General features: G+C 64.0%; 13 protein-coding genes and 1 pseudogene. 7 read left to right on the forward strand and 7 right to left on the reverse strand.

Features of this window, described 5'->3' with window-relative positions:
• Positions 1–62 precede the first annotated feature (62 nt).
• Together V1278_RS02245 and V1278_RS02250 are read left to right on the forward strand one after the other, a co-directional pair.
• Positions 63–1,475 carry an MATE family efflux transporter gene (locus V1278_RS02245; protein WP_442893693.1) on the forward strand — a complete coding sequence of 471 codons (1,413 nt, stop codon included), beginning with the start codon at positions 63–65 and terminating at the stop codon, positions 1,473–1,475.
• A gap of 199 nt (positions 1,476–1,674) precedes the next feature.
• Positions 1,675–3,045, forward strand: a complete 1,371-nt coding sequence (locus tag V1278_RS02250; RefSeq protein ID WP_334379561.1) for an MmgE/PrpD family protein — start codon at positions 1,675–1,677, stop codon at positions 3,043–3,045.
• A 219-nt stretch (positions 3,046–3,264) separates the two neighbouring features.
• Here V1278_RS02250 and V1278_RS02255 read toward each other — a convergent pair whose 3' ends face one another.
• Positions 3,265–4,677 (reverse strand): serine hydrolase domain-containing protein, encoded by a 1,413-nt coding sequence (locus V1278_RS02255; RefSeq protein WP_334384080.1) that lies wholly within the window; start codon positions 4,675–4,677, stop codon positions 3,265–3,267.
• A gap of 168 nt (positions 4,678–4,845) precedes the next feature.
• Positions 4,846–5,910: an AraC family transcriptional regulator gene (locus tag V1278_RS02260; protein WP_334379562.1), complete on the reverse strand. Its 1,065-nt coding sequence runs from the start codon at positions 5,908–5,910 to the stop codon at positions 4,846–4,848.
• A gap of 279 nt (positions 5,911–6,189) precedes the next feature.
• Between V1278_RS02260 and V1278_RS02265 the strand changes: the two genes are divergently transcribed.
• The 3 genes from V1278_RS02265 to V1278_RS02275 all read left to right on the forward strand — a co-directional run bounded on the left by V1278_RS02265 (position 6,190) and on the right by V1278_RS02275 (position 9,085).
• A complete protein-coding gene (locus tag V1278_RS02265) occupies positions 6,190–7,107 on the forward strand; it encodes a pirin family protein (RefSeq protein WP_334379563.1) in 918 nt (305 codons plus the stop codon).
• Positions 7,108–7,176: 69 nt separating this feature from the next.
• Positions 7,177–8,091, forward strand: a complete 915-nt coding sequence (locus V1278_RS02270; RefSeq protein WP_334379564.1) for a phosphoribosylaminoimidazolesuccinocarboxamide synthase — start codon at positions 7,177–7,179, stop codon at positions 8,089–8,091.
• A gap of 190 nt (positions 8,092–8,281) precedes the next feature.
• Positions 8,282–9,085, forward strand: a complete 804-nt coding sequence (locus tag V1278_RS02275; RefSeq protein WP_334365948.1) for a crotonase/enoyl-CoA hydratase family protein — start codon at positions 8,282–8,284, stop codon at positions 9,083–9,085.
• Between the two features lie 134 nt (positions 9,086–9,219).
• On the opposite strand, the gene V1278_RS02280 is transcribed toward V1278_RS02275, so the two are convergent.
• Together V1278_RS02280 and V1278_RS02285 are read right to left on the reverse strand one after the other, a co-directional pair.
• Positions 9,220–10,716 (reverse strand): NAD-dependent succinate-semialdehyde dehydrogenase, encoded by a 1,497-nt coding sequence (locus V1278_RS02280; protein ID WP_334365947.1) that lies wholly within the window; start codon positions 10,714–10,716, stop codon positions 9,220–9,222.
• Between the two features lie 117 nt (positions 10,717–10,833).
• Entirely contained in the window at positions 10,834–11,157 is a 324-nt protein-coding gene (locus V1278_RS02285; RefSeq protein WP_334365946.1) for a hypothetical protein, read from the reverse strand.
• 355 nt (positions 11,158–11,512) lie between these two features.
• Here V1278_RS02285 and V1278_RS02290 point away from each other — a divergent pair, with 355 nt between their 5' ends.
• Complete coding sequence (locus tag V1278_RS02290; protein WP_334379565.1) at positions 11,513–12,706, forward strand: serine hydrolase domain-containing protein; 1,194 nt, start codon at positions 11,513–11,515, stop codon at positions 12,704–12,706.
• A gap of 1,408 nt (positions 12,707–14,114) precedes the next feature.
• Here the strand turns inward: V1278_RS02290 and V1278_RS02295 are convergent.
• The gene (locus V1278_RS02295) at positions 14,115–14,249 is read right to left on the reverse strand and encodes a hypothetical protein (RefSeq protein WP_334379566.1); all 135 of its coding nucleotides are present in this window, start codon (positions 14,247–14,249) and stop codon (positions 14,115–14,117) included.
• Between the two features lie 192 nt (positions 14,250–14,441).
• Complete coding sequence (locus tag V1278_RS02300; RefSeq protein WP_334379567.1) at positions 14,442–14,705, reverse strand: hypothetical protein; 264 nt, start codon at positions 14,703–14,705, stop codon at positions 14,442–14,444.
• Positions 14,706–14,949: 244 nt separating this feature from the next.
• Between V1278_RS02300 and V1278_RS02305 the strand changes: the two are divergent.
• Positions 14,950–15,349 (forward strand): annotated as a pseudogene (locus V1278_RS02305) (hypothetical protein).
• Here the strand turns inward: V1278_RS02305 and V1278_RS36815 are convergent.
• Complete coding sequence (locus tag V1278_RS36815) at positions 15,337–15,699, reverse strand: LuxR C-terminal-related transcriptional regulator (protein WP_442894616.1); 363 nt, start codon at positions 15,697–15,699, stop codon at positions 15,337–15,339. The pseudogene V1278_RS02305 and the gene V1278_RS36815 overlap by 13 nt on opposite strands.
• Positions 15,700–15,873: the final 174 nt, after the last annotated feature.

A 15,873-nucleotide genomic window follows, 5' to 3' on the forward strand; every position in this document is an offset into this window, starting at 1 on the left:
ACGCTCCAGGCCGCGAACGCCGGCGTCACTTTTTTGACCTTCGCCGGTGTTAGTCTGTTGCAATGACCTCGCTTGATAAAATTGAACGCGCAGCGATGGCGCCGCCCGTCTCTGCGGCCGTGCCCGGCCGTCACCTCGCGATCGAGCTTGCCGAGACGCTCAAACTCGCGGTGCCGATCGCGCTGACCCAACTCGGGCAGATCGCGATGATGACGACCGACATTGCCCTGATCGGCCGGCTCGGCAGCGAGGCCATGGCTGCGGCCGCGCTGGCGCATACCGTCTTCTTTGTCAGCTTCACCTTCGGCATGGGACTGGTATCCGCCGTAGCACCCTTGGCGGCGCAGGCATTTGGCGCACGCAATCCGCATTTGATCCGGCGGTCGCTCCGCGTCGGCATGTGGGCTGCATTCCTGATGTCGCTGCCGATGATGGCGCTGTCGTTCTACGGCGAGCCGATCCTGTTGATGCTGGGCCAGGCGCCGACGGCTGCACGCCTTGCGCAAGAATATCTGCTCGGCCTGACCTGGAGCGTCTTGCCCGCACTGTGGTTCATGGCGATTCGCGGCTTCATGAGCGCGGTCAACCGGCCCGAGCCGATCCTGTGGATCACGCTCGCCGCGATCCCGGCCAATGCGCTACTGGTCTATCTCTTGCTGTATGGCGCCTTCGGCCTGCCGCAGCTTGGCCTGTTCGGCGCGGGATTGGCGACCTCGATCGTCAATCTCGGCACATTCTTGGCGGGCCTGTGGTTTGCCGCACGGCGCCGCCCATTCCGAAAATTTCAGATACTCGGCCATTTCTGGCACGTCGACTGGAAGCTGATGCGGCAGCTCGTTGTGATCGGTGCGCCGATCTCGCTCTCCTTCCTGCTCGAATACGGCCTGTTCGGCGCCGCGGGTCTGCTGATGGGCATCATCAGCACCACCGCGCTGGCGGCACATCAGATCGCGCTGCAGGTCGCGGCCATCCTGTTCATGGTGCCGTTCGGCATCGGCATGGCCGCCACCGTGCGGGTCGGTCATGCCATCGGCCGCGGCGACGCCGGCGCGGTGCGGCGTGCAGGTTACGTTGCAACCTGGCTTGGCATCGTACTGGCGGCGATTCTGACACTCGCGGTGGTGATCAGCCGCTTTGGCATTGCGGAGATTTTTCTTGGTGAGAACACCGACGCGACGGCCGAACTGTCGGCAACGTTGCTGCTGGTCGGATCGACCTTCTTCATCGCTGACGCCATCCAGACGATTGCCGCCGGCTCGTTGCGCGGCATGAACGACACGCGCGTGCCGCTGTTGTTCGCGATCCTCAGTTACTGGCTGATCGGGTTCGCTTGCGCATGGTGGCTTGGCTTCTGGACCTCGCTGGGCGCCGTCGGCGTGTGGAGCGGGCTCTCGGTCGGGACCGCTGTCTATGCCGTGCTTCTGCTGTTGCGCTTCCGGCTGCTGGCGAGCAGGCCGCGACGATGGCGAGCCTGACCGCTAGCGCCAGTTGCGTCTTGCGGCTGCGAAGCGATCCAAGCATGCGTTTTGCGAAGGCCATCATGCGCCGCGCTCCGGAATCTGCGCGCCGCGTCTGTGCTAGACGACGTCAAGCACGGCTGGCGCCTGCGACGGGAGGCGGCTTGAAAGGTCAACTTGGCCCGCCTACCCTTATCAGGCAGAACGAGGAAACACGATGGCCTACGAAACCGCAACGCTCGCAGCCTATGTCGCCGACCTGAAATTTAGAGATATTCCGCCCGAAGTGCTGGAGCGCGCCAAGGTGCTGACGCTGGATTTCCTCGGCAGCACGATCCGGGCGCGGCGCGATGCGGAATCCACGCCCTCGCTGCTGAAGATGCTGGAAGCGCTGGCGCTGGACGGCAAGGGCGAGGCCACTGTGTTCGGCGATGCGAAGACCTGGACGCCCGCGGTCGCCGCGCTGCTTAACGGCGCGCTCGGCCATTCCCTCGATTTCGACGACACGCATGCCGACTCCTCGCTGCATCCGAGCGCACCCGTGGTGCCAGCGGCGTTTGCGGTCGGCGAAATGTTCGGCGCATCCGGGCGCGACGTGCTGACTGCGATCGTGGCCGGCTATGAAGTGTGCTGTCGGCTCGGCAACGCGCTCGATCCGACCTCGCACTATGCGCGCGGCTTTCATCCGACCGCGACGGCGGGAACCTATGGCGCGGCAGCCGCGGCGGGGAAGCTGTTCGGCCTCTCGAAGGACCAGATCATCTCAGCCTTCGGCGTTTCCGGCAGCCAGGCCGCCGGCTCGCTGCAGTTCCTCGTCAACGGCGCGTGGAACAAGCGCTACCAGGTCGGTGCCGCCGCCATGAACGGCGTCATCGCCGCCACGCTGGCACGCAACAATTTTGTCGGCTCGACCGAGTCGGTCGAGGGCAAGCATGGCCTCCTCGTCGGCTACAGCGACGACGCTCATCCCGACAAGGCGACAGCCGGCCTCGGCAAGACCTACGAGACGCTGCGGATCGGCGTGAAGCCGTATCCAAGCTGCCGCTATACTCATGCGGCGCTCGATGCGCTGATCGCGATGCGCAGGGAGCACAATCTGACGCCGGATCAGATCAAGCGGGTCGAGATTGGCCTGCACCGCAACGGCATCACACTGACTGGCGATGCCGCCACAAAGCGGCATCCGACCTCGATCGTCGGCGGACAATTCTCGATGTTCTTCACCGGCGCGCTGGCGCTCGACCAGGGCCGTTTTGGCTGGGACGATTACGAGCGGCTCGGCGATGCCGCCGTCAATGCGCTCGCGGATAAATTCGACGTGGTGCAGGACGATCGCCTGGAAATCGGCCGCACCCATCCCTTCGGTGCGCGCGTCTCGATCACCACCGACGACGGCGTGCATGAGAGGCTCTATGCCGATCCCTCCGGCGAGCCGGATACGTTTCCCGACGCGCAGGCGATGCAGCAAAAATTCCTCACGCTCGCCCGCCCCGTGCTGAACGGCCGCGCCGATCAGCTCGCCGACGCGATCCTGTCGCTGGAGCGGTTCGACCGCGTCGAGAAGGCCACGCAATTGGGGCGGCAGTAGACCGAAACTATCAACATCGGCGGCGTTTACCCTACCCTGGAGGGGGAGGGTCGGCTCGCGTGAGCGTAGTGAATGCGAGACGGGGTGGGGTGATCTCTCCACTCGGGCTTTGTTGGAGGTGGAGAGACCGTCACCCCACCCCGCCGCTTATTTCATGAGCGGCGACCCACGAGCGAGCTTTGCTCGTCTCGGACCCCTCCAGGGGAGGGTATGCGCGCCTTAATTCGTCCCTGCCACCTTCCCCTTATTGCCCGTCGCGGCGACCACATTTCGCACGAGCTCGAACACGCCGTCGGCTTCCGGTGGCCAATTCGGCGAGCGCCCGAGCCGGACGATCACCAGCCGTTCGGAGGGCACGACGATCACGTATTGCCCGAGCGTGCCCTTCGCGTAGAACGCGTCGCGCGGCCAGCCGCGCTCGGTGCGGTAGGTTGCGCCAAAACTGTCGCCGAGATTGGTCCAGAAGCCGGCGCCCTGGCCGACCCAGGCGTTCGGTGTCGGCGTCGCCGTATATTTCACCCAGCCTTCGGGGAGGATGCGCTTTCCACCGGCAACGCCATCGTTGAGATAGACCTGGCCGAAGCGCGCCCAGTCGCGCGCGCTGGCGAGTAACTGGCTTGATCCTTCCGCATTGCCCGAGGTGTCGAATTCGAGCGTCACACTGCGCATGCCGAGCGGCTCGAACAGCTCCTGCCGCGCGAAGTCGATCATATCGGCCGCGCTGCCGCCGGTGGCCTGGCGGATCAGATGCGCGAGGATGACCGTGTTGCCGTCGTGGTAGTTCCATGCCGCGCCCGGCGCCGACTCCAGCGGCATGCTCACGGCATAGGCCGCCATATCAGGCTCCATGAACTTCATGCGATTGACCGGCTCGAGCGCTGACGCCAGCGAGGCCTGCAGCGAACTGCCGAGCTTTAGCCCCGCGGTGTGCCGCAGCAGATGATCGAGCGTGATGGCGCGCCTTGGATCACCAGGCTGTTGCCACGCGGCGATCGGCACGGGCTCATGCAGCTTCAGCGCGCGCTTGCGCACGAGGACGCCGGCCAGCGCCGAGATGACCGATTTGGTGGCGGAGAAGCCAAGCAGCGGCGTGTCGACGCCGATGCCCTCGGCATAGCGTTCGGCCACGATGCGCCCGTCCTTCAGGACCACCACAGCGCGGGTATTTGGCGGCGTCGACCTGTCCGGCTCGGCGAAGGCGCGGTCGAGTGCGAGAGCCAGTTGCGGCGCCTGCGGTTCGACAATGGCACGGCCAGCGATGTCGGGCAGCAGCGCCGGTTTGGTCTCCGACGGCGGCAACACAATCTCGGCCACGGCACCACCATGATCGAGATAACAGCCCAGACCTTCGCCGCGGTAGACGGCGTGGCTCCCGCCCAGGCCGAACAGTGTCACGGTGACGTCCTTGCGCGCGCGGTCGAGGCGATAGTCGAGCGCCCAGGCGATCAGGCCGGCGCCCGGCATCGCGGACGTGGTCTCGGCGAATACCCGCGCCGGGTCGAGGCCGGAGACGAAGGTCTCGGTGCAGAGCACGCTGGCGACGAAGCCGGTCGCGACCTTCGGCACGTCGCGGGCGCGGGCAACTGAGAGCGCGAGCGCACTGATCGCCGTGGTGGCGGCGAGGATGAGGATGAGATTTTCGTCTGGTCACGCAGGCCTCCGGTATGACGCATCAGCGCGTGCCGGAGATGTTGATGAGGCCGCCGCCGGCCGCTCGCCGGATTTGGAACTCGCGCTGGCCGAATGCTCGACACGCCTCGACGATTCTAAAATTATGCAGCAACAACAATATGATGCGGACTAGGCCGCGCTCGTCTTCAGCCGGCGATATCCGGTCGGCGTGACGCCTGTGATGGCCTTGAAGGCGCGGTTGAACGGGCCGAGCGACTGGAAGCCGGCATCCATCGCGATCGTAATCACGGGGACCTCGGCCTGGCTTGGATCAGCCAGCGCCGCCTTGGCTTCGGCGATCCGGTGCTCGTTGAGGAAGACATTGAAATTGCGGTAGCCGAGCCGCTGGTTGATCAGCCGCCGCAGCCGGTATTCGGGAATGGCAAGTTTGGTTGCGAGTGTGCCGATGGTGACGTTGTCGTGGCGATAGATGCGCTCGTCGGCCATCAGGCGCGTCAGTGCATCGATGAGTTTTCGATCGGCGGCGCTGGACTCGGCGACGATCGCTGCTTCGATTGGATCGGCCTTGCCGACCGCGGCGGCCGGGAACAAATCGGCCCCATCGACACGCATCATCGCAATCGCGATTGCCGCCACCACCGCGGCAAGCACCGCCGAATTCAGCGTGTTGGCAAGGTCCGCGGCGCCGCCGCCGGACAGTGATATCTGCAGCACCGCATTCAGCCCGCCGTACAGTGCCGCCGCGCTGACGATGAAGACGCGGATGCGGCGTCGGCCCTCGACCAGATCGGCCGACCATGACGCGACGGTCTGCACGACGGCCAGCACGATGAAGCCGAGCGCGAGAATGTTGACCGTGATGATGGAGAACTGCACGCCGGATGCGGGCGCCAGCCACATGCAGTTGACGAAGCTGAAAGCTGCGACCGCCGCCCAGACCAGCGCGTGCCACCAGCGCAGTTTGAACGTCTCCTCGAACAGCGCGCGCGTAAACAGCCAGAACACCACGGCATTGCCGGTCGACAGCGCGATCACGGGCGCGACCGCCGGGGCTACCTTCGATGTCACACCGATCGAAGAGGTCACGGCATGCGCCGCTGATCCCACTGCAACGGCCACTGCGAGCCGCCCGGCGAGCACCGTTCCAAAACTGCGAAACAGCGACGCCGCCAGCACCAGGAGCAGCGCCACGGTGGCGCCGCGCAGGGCGATGTCGAAGGTGGATAGCAGCATCACATGGTCCGTTCGCGCGGCTTATCTTCGCGCCGTCAATCTAGTGTGAATCGTACCGTGGTTCAATTTCTGCCGATTAACCCTTCCAGTTACGTCGTCCCTGCGAACGCAGGGACCCATAACCACCATTGTCGATTGTTGGAGACGATATCTGCCATAGCTGCCAAACAATAGGACACGGGGCATGGGTCCCTGCGTTCGCAGGGACGACATGCTGAGGCATTTGAACGCAATCCCGCGATTCCTGTTATAGTCGTCGCAAACATCAAGGAGCTCCCCATGAGCTGGCAACCGTCCAACGATCCCGTGCTCGGCGACCCCAAAAGCTGCGACGCGCTCGACCTCATCATCGTGCCGCGCACCCGCGATCTCGGCGATGGATTTGCGGTGCGGCGCGCGCTGCCGCATGGCAAGCGGCAGATGGTCGGGCCGTTCATCTTCTTCGACCATTTCGGCCCGGTGCAGTTCATGGCCGGCCGCGGCATGGACGTGCGGCCGCATCCGCATATCGGACTTGCCACCGTCACCTACCTGTTCGACGGCTCGATCATGCACCGCGACAGCGAGGGCAACATTCAGGAGATCCAGCCCGGCGCGATGAACCTGATGACGGCAGGCCGCGGCATCGCTCATTCCGAGCGCACGCCCGATGTGCAGCGCCGCGATGGCCAGAAGATGCTCGGCCTGCAAAGCTGGATCGCGCTGCCGGCGGGCTCCGAAGAGATCGCGCCGTCGTTCCAGCATTACGCGGCCGAAGCGCTGCCGACCGTGAAGGAGAGCGGGTTCACCGCGCGCATTATCGCGGGAAGCGGCTTTGGCGTGAAATCGCCGGTCGGCATGGTCTCGCCCTGGTTCTACGCTGAAGTGACGGCGCAGGCCGGGACCAGCGTGCCGCTCGACCCTGACCATGAAGAGCGCGCGATCTACCTCGTCGAAGGCGAAGTCGAGATCGCGAACGAGCGCTACGAGGGGCCGCGGCTCCTGATCTTCCGGCCCGGCGACCGCATCACGGTGAAGGCGGTCACGCCGGTGCGGATGATGTTTCTCGGCGGCGACGCGCTGGAAGGCCCGCGGCACATCTGGTGGAATTTCGTTTCCTCAAGCAAGGAGCGGATCGAGCAGGCCAAACAGGATTGGAAAACCGGCCGGTTTGCAGCCGTTCCGCAAGAACATGAGTTCATTCCGCTGCCGGAGTGAGCTATTGCTCCGCTTTCTCATTTGCCGCCTCGCGCTTGCACGAGGCCGCCTGTTCGAAAGCCTGACCAGATGAACGCGATGCTCGCCAGCGACTTGCCCCTGCCCCGGATCGGCCGCGGCAAGGTGCGCGATATCTACGCCGTCGGCAGCGACTGCGTGCTGCTGCTGACCACCGACCGCATCAGCGCGTTTGACGTGGTGATGGCGGAAACCATCCCGATGAAGGGCGCGGTGCTGACGCAGATCAGCGCGTGGTGGTTCCGCCAGCTCGAAGGCGTGGTCCCGCATCACATGATCAGCGCCGACGCCGACGAGATCATCCGCAAGGTGCCTGGCCTCAAGGACCACCGCGCCGACATTCTCGGGCGCGCGATGCTGTGCCGGCGCACCACCGTGTTTCCGGTCGAATGCGTGATCCGCGGCTATATCTCCGGCTCCGCCTGGAAGGAGTATGCGGCCTCCGGCACGCTTGCGGGCGAGGAGCTGGCGGAAGGCCTGCTCGAAAGCGGAAAGCTCGAGCCGCCGATCTTCAGCCCGGCGACCAAGGCCGAGACCGGCCATGACGAGAACATCACCATCGCGCGCATGCGCGAGATCGTCGGCAGCGATGTCGCCGAGAAGCTCGAGAGCATGGCGCGCACGGTCTATAATTTCGGCGAGCGGATCGCCCGCCACCAGGGCATCATCATCGCCGACACCAAGTTCGAGTTCGGCCGCGCGGCGGACGGCCGCATCATCCTGATCGACGAGGTGATGACGCCGGATAGTTCGCGGTTCTGGGCGGCCGACGTCTACAGGCCCGGCCGGCCGCAGCCGAGTTTCGACAAGCAGCCGCTGCGCGACTATCTCGACGCCGAGCGCCATGCCGGCCGCTGGAACGGCGACGCCCCGCCGCCTCCGCTGCCCGACAGCGTGGTGGAGGCGACGAGCAAGCGCTATCTCGAAGCGTACCAGCGCGTAACGGGGGATGAGTTGAGTATTTAACCGCGTCATTGCGAGGAGCGCAGCGACGAAGCAATCCATCCCGCCGCACGGAAAGTGTGGATTGCTTCGCGTAGCCTCTCGTCGGGCGCGCATTCGCGCGACCGGTTGGCTCGCGATGATGGCGTTGGGATTGCGTCACCCTCGCGTCTAATGCCAAGCTTCCGGGAAATAACATTCAGGGAGCGCCTCAATGACCGAAGTCGATTCCGTGCTCGTCGAGCGTGATGGTCCGGTGACCATCGTTTCCATCAACCGTCCGCATTGCCGCAACGCCGTGGATGGCGCGACCGCGCGGAAACTCTACGACGCGTTTCTTGCTTTCGATGCCGACGAGAGCGCGTCGGTTGCGGTGTTCACCGGCACCGGCGGCTATTTCTGCGCCGGCGCCGATCTCAAGGCGGTGGCGGCGGGTGATCCCAATAAGCGGCGCGAGCTAGGCGGCCACGATTCGATCGCGCCGATGGGACCGAGCCGGCTGCGGCTGTCGAAGCCCGTGATTGCCGCGGTCGAAGGCTTTGCGGTGGCCGGCGGCATGGAGCTCGCGCTATGGGCGGACATGCGCGTGGTTGCGGAAGACGCGACTTTCGGCATCTTCTGTCGCCGGTTCGGCGTGCCATTGATCGATCTCGGCACCATCCGGCTGCCGCGGCTGATCGGCCATTCGCAGGCGATCGATCTGATCCTCACCGGCCGGCCGGTCGGCGCGCAGGAAGCGCTGCGGATGGGGCTGGCTAATCGCGTCGTTGGCCGCGGCGAGGCTGCCGCCCAGGCGATTGCGCTGGCGCGGGAGATCGCGCGCTTTCCGCAAAAATGCCTGCGCGCCGACCGGCTGTCGGCGCTGCGGCAATGGGATCTTGCGGAAGAGGAAGCGATCGACAACGAGATGCGCGGCGGGCTCGCGGTGATTGCCTCAGGCGAAACGCTGTCGGGCGCGACGCGGTTTGCTTCCGGCGTGGGACGTCACGGCGCGTTTGCGAGTGACGCCAGCGATTGACTGTCGTCCCTGCGAACGCAGGGACCTATAACCACTGATGTCTGTTGTTAAGGTCGCTGTGGCTCCATCTTCTTTCGAAGCTGAAGCCGGTGGTTATGGGTCCCCGCGTTCGCGGGGACCACGATGGATAGGGGCTACACCCCGGCCATCATCACGTATTTGATCTCGACATATTCTTCCATGCCGTGATGCGAGCCTTCGCGGCCCAAGCCTGACTCCTTGACGCCGCCGAACGGCGCTACTTCGGTCGTGATCAGGCCGGTGTTGACGCCGACCATGCCTGATTCCAGCGCTTCGGCGACGCGCCAGACGCGGCCGAGATCGCGGGAATAGAAATAGGAGGCGAGGCCGAACGGCGAGGCGTTGCACATCGCGATCACGTCGGCCTCGTCCTTGAAGCGGAACACCGGCGCCAGCGGCCCAAACGTTTCTTCGTGCGCGACCAGCGCGTCCGGCTTCACATTCGAAAGCACCGTCGGCTCGAAGAAGCTGCCGCCGAGCGCATGGCGCTTGCCGCCGGTGACGATCTTGGCGCCGCCCTTCACCGCATTCTCGATGTGCTTCTCGACCTTGAGCACCGCGTCCATGTTGATCAGTGGACCCTGCACCACGCCTTGCTCCGTGCCGTCGCCGATCTTCATCGCAGCGACCTTCTTGGAAAGCTTCTCGACGAACGCGTCGTAGATCTTGTCCTGGGCGTAGATGCGGTTGGCGCAGACGCAGGTCTGGCCCATGTTGCGGTATTTCGAGATCATCGCGCCCTCGACCGCGGCATCGATATCGGCGTCGTCGAACACCACGAACGGCGCGTTGCCGCCGAGCTCGAGGCCGAGCTTCTTTACGCCGACGGCGGCCTGCTGATAGAGAATCTTTCCGACCTCGGTCGAGCCGGTGAAGCCGACGAACCGCACCGCGGGATGCTCGCACAGCACCTTGCCGATCGCGGACGAATTGCCGGTGAGGATGTTGAACACGCCCTTGGGCACGCCGGCCTTTTCGGCGAGCGCGACCAGCGCCAGCGCGGTCAGCGGCGTTTCATTGGCGGGCTTGAGCACCACGGTGCAGCCGGCGGCGAGCGCCGGCGAAACTTTCCGCGTGATCATCGAGCACGGGAAATTCCACGGCGTGATCGCGCCGCAGACGCCGATCGGCTGCTTGATGGCGAGCAGACGTGCATCCGGCCGCTGGGTCGGAATGGTTTCGCCATAGACGCGGCGGGCTTCCTCGGCGAAGAATTCGACATAGGCGCCGCCGATATCGACTTCACCGAGCGCTTCCGCCAGCGGCTTGCCTTGTTCCGACGTGAGGATCAGCGCGAGATCCTCGCGGTTGGCCGCGATCAGCTCGAACCACTTTCGCAAAATGTTGGAGCGCTGTTTGGCGGTGAGCTTGGCCCAGGCGGGGAATGCGCGCTCGGCGGCTTCGACGGCTTGCGTCGCTTCGGCCGTGCTGAACGCCGGGACTTTTGCGAGTTCGACACCGTTGACCGGATTGGTGACCGGGCGCGACGGCGTGCCGACCCAGGCGCCGTCGATGTAGCAGCGGTCGCGCAGCAGCGAGGGGTCTTTCAGGCGATCGTGCAGCGAGGGGGTGGAGGTTTTTGAAGCGCGTGCGGCGACGGGCGGGTTCATGGCGTACTCCTCGGATTTTATTGAAGGATTGGTCCGAGTATAGGCCCAAACCAGCGCCGATGCACCGGCGGCAGACGCGGGTCTGCTTCAAGCAATTTTGAGGGTGACGGTGTCGCGTTACGCCGCCCCGCTCAAATACGCCTCGCGGCGGCCGATCATGCGCTGCGCGGCGGCCTTGGCGTCGGCTTTGGTGGAGGTCGCGCAGGTGCGGTATTCGAGATCGGGCAGTTTGGCGGGGTCGCGGCGGCTGAACCAGGACTTGGAACCACCGACCGGCAAAAGCGCCAGCGCCTGGGCGACGTTATCGACCGCCTCGAACGAGTGCAGCGCGCCGGTGCCCGCGTAGCGCACCTCATAAATGCCGGGCGAGATCGGCGCCTCGATATTTTCGCTACGCCCGGGACGGGGATAGCGCTTCCATTCACTCCAAGTCGAAATCATTGCGTACCTATGCACAGCAGAGAAATGACAACCATTTTGGTTAATTTGACCCAGCCAACGCTCTGGCGTTTGTGCTGGAATCTGAACGCCTTACTGAAAAAGATCGGCGAAGGGAATCGCAGGCCTAATCACGTTATCGTGGATGGTTAAACCGGTCACTGCCATTGCCCTGCGTCCCCCGCAGAATGCGGCGAGGTGTTGCCGTTTTGTGCCGCCAGCCCGGTGCGCCTGCTGCCCACCGTCCTTGCTTATCACGAGATCGCGACATTGGCGGCAGCGTCCGCCGAGCGCTTGCGGGATCACGCGGCCGGGAGGAAGATCGCGCCACTCCATAAAAAACAGCGGGAGGAGACCGATGCAAAGCAAGGCCGCGATCGATCAGATTCTGCGTCAGAAATGCGAGGCGAAGGAAATTCCCGGCGTGGTCGCGATGGCGGCCACCGGGAGTGAGGTGATCTACCAGGGCGCGTTCGGCCAGCGCGACCTTTCCAAGGACGATGCCATGACCGCAGACAGCGTGTTCTGGATCGCCTCGATGACCAAGGCGATCACGGCCGCGGCCGGCATGCAGCTCGTGGAGCAAGGCAAGCTCTCGCTCGACGAGCCGATCGGAAAAGTGCTGCCTGACCTCGCCAGCCCGCAAGTGCTGGAGGGTTTCGACGCCAATGGCGAGCCGAAGCTGCGTCCCGCGACGAAGCCGATCACGCTGCGTCATCTGATGACCCACACCGCCGGCTTTGCCTACAACATGTGGAGCGTCGAGTGCGCGCAGTATCTCGACAAGACCGGAACCCCGGCGATCACCACCTGCCAGCTCGCCGCGCTGAAGACGCCGATCATGACCGAGCCCGGCACGCGCTGGGAATACGGCACCAGTATCGATTTCGTCGGCAGGGCAGTGGAAGCCGTCAGCGGCAAGCGGCTCGATGCGTATTTGCGCGACCACATGTTCACGCCGCTCGGCATGAACGACACCGCCTTCAAGATCACTGACTCGATGCGCCAGCGGCTGGTCGGCATGCATGCCCGCGGCGCGGACGGCTCGCTGGCGCCGATCCCGTTCGAACTCGAGCAGGAGCCGGAATTCCACATGGGCGGTGGCGGCCTCTACGGCACGGCGGCCGACTACATCAAGTTCACCCAGATGATCCTCAACAAGGGCCGCGGCAACGGCAACGAGGTGCTGAAGCCCGAGACGGTCGCGCTGATGAGCCAGAACCACATCGGCGATCTCACGATGGGCAAGATGGTGACGGTGGCGCCGATCTACACCAACGATGTCGATCTCTATCCCGACATCGTCAAGAAGTGGGGGCTCTCGTTCCTCATCAACACCGCCCAGACGGCCGAGGGGCGCAGCGCCGGAAGCCTGGCCTGGGCCGGTCTCGCCAACACCTATTTCTGGATCGACCCGGCGCGCGACGTCAGCGGTGTGATCCTGATGCAGTTGTTGCCGTTCGCCGACGCAAAATGCCTGGAGGCCTTTGCAGGGTTTGAGCGCGGGGTTTATGCCGGGCTCGATGCCGGCAGCGGTCAGCGCGCGGCGTGATCGCAAGAGGCGACGCGATCGCCTTTGCTCTTCGTGCGTCACAGCACGCTCCCTCCGTTCCCTCTCCCCTTGCGGGAGAGGATCAGGGAGAGGGGTCGCCACGAGCGCCGGTGTGCGTGGCTTACCCCTCTCTCCAACTCTCCCCCGCAAGGGGGGAGAGGGCCCAGCGGAGTTCGTGGCGAGCATCTGGAAAATGAACAACGAGGGCGGCGACGCTTCGTCGCGTGGTACGCCCTCACCTCATCCAAGCGTGTCATGCCCCGCGAAGGCGGGGCATCCAGCACGCTGCGGCCTATCGATTCAATCATCGCTGTCTCCCCAGCGTCATTGCGAGCCACCGGGTCGCGCGAACGCGCGCCCGATGACAGGCTCCGCGAAGCAATCCATCGTGCCGCATATGCGGAAAGGTGGATTGCTTCGTCGCTGTCGCTCCTCGCAATGACGGCTGAGATAGATTCGCATTGATCTACTAACATGCTTTCGCGATCTCGCGGCGCGTTCCGCCCGAGCTTTGCCCTTATCTTTCGCGCCCCTTGAGAAAGAGGGCGCAGGGAAGACCGGGTGCGCGCTGCACCCGCGGTCTCGTGTGCAATTGCGCAAAAAGAACGCGCACACGAGCATACAGCTCCAGCGGAGAGCATCCGGCCTTCCCTGCGCAATGGTTTTACGGCGTACTTCGTGATCTTGTGTCTGCAAAATCTGCCAGAATGTGCGAACGGGCGCTGCGTTCGTTCGGTCGACGCGGCGCGCGCACGAAATGGTCTCCGGTGGGATTTGGCGAGATCGGCGCACCGAATATCCACATCCGCCACGGTGTTGGATTTGGGTCACCGGCAACGTTGGGGCGACGCAGGGAACTATTTTAGCAACAGCCGATTGAATTAGGTGCCAGACGCGCACGAGGAGGTGCTGCTGCCATGCGCCTTCAGACATATCGGGACGAAAATCACTCCAGACACCTCGATTTGGTCGGCCATCACTGGTCAATTGACCTAGTCACAATTGCAGCCTCAGGCCTCCTAGTGGTGGGCTTCGCCTGTGCCTTCGTAGCCCTGTGGGTCCACTAGCCGAGCCGGGCGAAGATCGTGGGGCGCCGTCATTGAGCTTGTCTGTCCAAAATAAGCTTTGGTAGCCGTGATGCGGCGACGATGCGAGTCGTTGTTCTGTGCCTGTCTCGCTCCCGTGCGGGATGCCGTCCGTCATCGAACCCTGACAACAAGGTCGATGCGGTGCGAGCGCTAGCGCGCGACGCCATGCATGATTTCGGTGGTCTCGCCCCCCAACAACAGTCCCACAACTGGCGGCAGCTACGGGACCGTTGCCGAGGGCATATCGGGCTGGGTGATACGCCCGCCCATAAAAGACGACAAAACCGAAGCGTGCAATTGTCCATAGGGACAATTGTTGGTCAGGCGTGCCGCCTGGCGAAACAGATCACCTGCCGCTGCCGTCGTGACGCTGCCGCTGTGGTCGTGGTCGAGGTCGAGGTCGACGTGATGCGCGCGCCACGGCTGGCGATGGTGAGGGCGAGGTGTGCGCCCATTCATTGCTTGCAGGTACTACCGATAGGGAGGGGTTAGTGCCGGGACCGCGCGATGGCCCACTGGAAACGTATTTGAAGTTCTTTGCATCGCCCTAAATTTATGCAGATCGGTACACAATGGCGTTGCGCCGATGGGCCATAAGTAGACCTCACGGCAAATGCTTGATGTCTTCAGCCCCGTGGCTGCCGCCTTCATTTCGGAAGGCATTCCACATGATAGGCAATGATAATCTGCGCCGGGTCAGCTTTGCCAATGGTCTTCAAGTCTTCTAGGCCGCTTCTCAGCTTGTCTCCGGCGTCCCTTAAACTTCCTTCAAGCGCCGACTTAGCCGCCCTGCATCGTTCTTCGTTCGAGAACTCTTGAAACACCACGGTCGGAAGGAGCCGCCATTCCGCCCTGTCGTTGGTGGCGGCCGGGCTAACTGAGTAGGAGAAGACGTACATCAGGACCCACATCGGCATGCTCCGTTGTAATACGATGACTTGCGTGGAACGGCCGCGGACTTCCGAACGATTTGGCCTTTCTTGATTGTGGGGATCGAGACCAAGGTCGTCCGAGGGGAGCGTGTGCCGGGGCTAGGTGACGCGCCGCGATTTCAGTTAGCGTCCGGCCGCCGCGGGTAAACGTTGATCTACATCAACGTCGCCTGCAGGCGGCGCAGCAGTCTCGCTCGCGAACTCCAAGGTCGGGAGGAGCATGATGCTCAAATATATTCTCGCCGGTCTAGCGGCATTTGTCCTGCTCACTGCAACTCTCATTCCCGATGATGCGTATGCGCGCCGTGGCGGAGGCGGCGGCTTCCGTGGCGGTGGAGGCGGCTTTCACGGCGGCGGCATGCATGCCGGTGGCATACACGCCGGACGCATTGCGCGGCCAGCGCATCCGATAGCGGGGCGTCCGATCGCGGGTCGTCCCGGCCGTCCGATCGCGGGTTACCCCGGTTATGGCCGCGGCTACTATCGCCCGGGTTGGGGGCTATGGCGCTGCCGCAGTGGGCGCAGCCGCTGCGGCGGGCGCCTACGGCTACTACAACTCCGGCTGCTACTATGACAGCTACGGACAGTACATTTGTCCGGGGCAATATCCTTATCGGTATTGATGCAACCGAAGTTCAGGACGGCGGTTCGTGGCCGCCGTCCTCCCTGCGCTTCGGCCAAGGAGAGCCAACTCGTCAGCGGCCCTGTGAGATGGCCAGAACGCCAACCGCGCGGCGGCTTCTGCGATCTCAGACTGCGAACTGATTTGCAGTTTCTGCAACAGGCGCTTCCGCTGTTCGCCAACCTGATCTTCTCTTCCTCCAATCTGAACCGCAATAGCATGGTCAGACCGGCCTCGGGCTAGACGCCGCAAGAGGCGCTTCTCACGCGGGCTGAGTATCGGGTTGTCCATCAAGCGAAGACTGCGATTGCGACCAACACGACGGGGATCAAGCCACCTACGGTCACGCATATGCGATACGTAAGGTCGTCTGCCATGGCCCGTACCCCAACTTTACTGCGCGTCGGAAACCATACACCCTAGGGCGGCTGATGGCATGTGCAGTTTTGTGCCAGTCGGCAACTCAAAGGTTATGGGCTTCCTCGTTTCGCGGGTCCTTTGACGAGGGGGGTATTGGTGCCGGGA

The sequence above is a fragment of the Bradyrhizobium sp. AZCC 1577 genome (genome assembly GCF_036924575.1).
In the GTDB taxonomy this organism is placed as follows: domain Bacteria; phylum Pseudomonadota; class Alphaproteobacteria; order Rhizobiales; family Xanthobacteraceae; genus Bradyrhizobium.